Annotated in this window: 2 protein-coding genes and 1 pseudogene; all 3 read left to right on the forward strand. The window is 68.2% G+C overall.

What is annotated here, in order from left to right:
• Positions 1-1,339: aldehyde dehydrogenase (locus tag ACFQPB_RS23735; RefSeq protein ID WP_382228866.1), on the forward strand; the 1,339-nt coding region annotated here is incomplete at its 5' end.
• A 39-nt stretch (positions 1,340-1,378) separates the two neighbouring features.
• On the forward strand, positions 1,379-2,365 hold the full coding sequence (locus ACFQPB_RS23740) for a Bug family tripartite tricarboxylate transporter substrate binding protein (protein ID WP_382228869.1): 987 nt from the start codon (positions 1,379-1,381) through the stop codon (positions 2,363-2,365).
• Positions 2,366-2,649: 284 nt separating this feature from the next.
• A pseudogene (locus ACFQPB_RS23745) lies at positions 2,650-2,741 on the forward strand (IS6 family transposase); the annotation flags it as partial.

Consider the following 2,741-nt stretch of genomic DNA (forward strand, 5'->3'; position numbering starts at 1 on the left):
CCCCAGCGCGGCCGATGCCCGCCTGGCCGCCGATGCCGCCGCCGCCGCGTTGCCCGCCTGGGCCGCGCTGGGGCCCACCGAACGCCGGGGCTTGCTGCTGCGCGCGGCCGATGCGCTGGAGGCCCGCAACGCCGACTTCGTGGACGCCATGGCCGGTGAGACCGGCGCCACCGCCGGCTGGGCCGGATTCAACGTGCGCCTGGCCGCAGGCATCCTGCGCGAGGCGGCCGCCATGACCACCCAGGTGGGCGGCGAGGTCATCCCCTCCGACAAGCCCGGCTGCCTGGCGATGTCGGTGCGCAAGCCCGCCGGCGTCTGCCTGGGCATCGCGCCCTGGAACGCGCCGGTCATCCTGGGCGTGCGCGCCGTCGCCATGCCGCTGGCCTGCGGCAACACCGTGGTGCTCAAGGCCTCGGAGCTGTGCCCGCGCACCCACCAGCTCATAGGCGCCGCGCTGCAGGAGGCTGGCCTGCCCGCCGGCGTGCTCAACGTGGTGACCAACGCGCCGGCCGATGCCGCCGAGGTGGTGGCGGCCCTGATCGCGCACCCGGCCGTGCGCCGCGTCAACTTCACCGGCTCCACCCGCGTGGGCCGCCTCATCGCCCAGCAGTGCGCCTGCCTGTTCAAGCCGGTGCTGCTGGAGCTGGGCGGCAAGGCCCCCTTCCTGGTGCTGGACGACGCCGACCTGGGCGAGGCGGTGAAGGCCGCCGCCTTCGGCGCCTTCATGAACCAGGGCCAGATCTGCATGTCCACCGAACGCATCGTGGTGGACGAGGCCGTGGCCGATGCCTTCGTGCAGCAACTGGCCGACAAGGCCGCCGCGCTGCCGGCCGGCGACCCGCGCGGGCCGGTGGTGCTGGGTTCGGTCATCAGCCACGAAGCCGCCGACCACGTGATGGCCCTGATCGACGACGCGCTGGCCAAGGGCGCGGTGCTGCGCAGCGCCCCCGAGCGCCAGGGCACCATCCTCAAGGCCACCGTGCTCGACCACGTGACGCCCGCCATGCGCATCTACGCCGAGGAGAGCTTTGGCCCGGTGGTGACCGTGGTGCGGGTGCGCGGCGACGAGCAGGCCGTGCGCGTGGCCAACGACACCGAGTACGGGTTGTCTGCCGCCGTCTTCAGCCGCGACATCGCCCGCGCGCTGCGTGTGGCCGAGCGCATCGAATCGGGCATCTGCCACATCAACGGCGCCACCGTGCACGACGAGGCGCAGATGCCCTTCGGTGGCGTCAAGGACTCGGGCTGGGGCCGCTTCGGTGGCCGTGCCGCCATCGCCGAGTTCACCGACCTGCGCTGGATCACGGTCGAGACCCGGCCCGGCCACTTTCCTTTCTGAAACCCCACGCCTTTCAAAATTCAACCCAAGGAGACAGACATGAACCTTCATCCCTTCAGCCGCCGCCGCTGGCTGCGCACCGCCCAGGCCGCCGTGCTGGCCTGCGCCTCTTTTGCTGCCCTGGCGCAGAACGATGCCACCCCGGCCCGCATCCTGGTGGGCTTTCCGGCCGGGGGCTCGTTTGATGCCGTGGCGCGCCTGCTGGCTGAGAAGATGCGCGTGGAACTCAAGCGCCCGGTGCTGGTGGACAACAAGCCTGGCGCGGGTGGCCGCATCGCGGTGGATCTGCTCAAGGCCGCGCCGCGCGACGGCAGCGTGATCATGTTGGGCCCCGACGCGCTGGTCGCGCTTTACCCCTTCACCCTGCGCAAAATCAACTACGACCCGGTCAAAGACCTGGTGCCTGTGGGCACGGTGAGCGAGTTTCCCTTCACCTTCATCGCTGGCTCCGACCCAGCGGTCAAGACCTTGGGCGAGTACGTGGCCTGGGCCAAGAAAAATCCCACCAAAACCAACTACGGCATCCCCGCGCGCGGTGCGCCGCACCACTTCTTCGGCATCCTGCTGGGCCAGACCGTGGGGGTGAAGATGGAGGACGTGCCCTACCAGGGCAGCGCACCCATGTTGGTGGGCCTGATCGGCGGCCAGATCAGCGCTGGCATTGACGTGCTGGGCAGCCCGCTGGAGCAGCACCGTGCGGGCAAGCTGCGCATCCTGGCAGTGTCGTCCGAACGCCGTGTGCCCCAGCTGCCTGAGGTGCCCACCTTCGCCGAGCTGGGCTACTCCGGCATCACCGGCATGGGCTTCAATGCGTTGTACGCACCGCCCGGCACGCCCAAGGAGGTGGTGCTGACTTGGAGCCACGCCTTGGTCAAGGCGCTGTCGGCGCCCGACGTGCGTGAGCAGCTGCTCAACATGGGCGTGTTGCCCGTGGGCAAGGGGCCAGAAGAACTGGCCGCGCGCGGCGCCGAGGCGGCGGCCCGCTGGGAGCCGGTGATCAAGGCCTCGGGCTTCGTGGCTGACTAACGAAGCCATTCACGCTGGCGGTGCGCGATACAAGGGAATGAGACAGGGTTTAACGTCCTCGCCAAGTCAGGGTAGCCGATTGGCTGCCCCGCAAAAGCCAGCTTCGCCCCGAACAAGCTCTCGGTTGTGCTACCAGTCAGATACTTTGCCAAACTGTTGCCCAATTTCTGCACGTACGGGATCAGGAATTCGAGGGCGCTTCAATACGGGAAATGTTGATTGGTCAATTTAACAATATCCCTTGCTGAGGGTTGTGTCGCAATAAGCGGAACGGCTAGGATTTGATGATGCAAGCGTTGTCAATCCAGCTCCAGAATTCGGTCCTGCGTGGGGTCCTCAAACGGCTGCACTATCCGCTGGAAGTGATGCTGGTGTG

The sequence above is a fragment of the Hydrogenophaga atypica genome, assembly GCF_042665215.1.
GTDB lineage: Bacteria > Pseudomonadota > Gammaproteobacteria > Burkholderiales > Burkholderiaceae_C > Hydrogenophaga > Hydrogenophaga defluvii_A.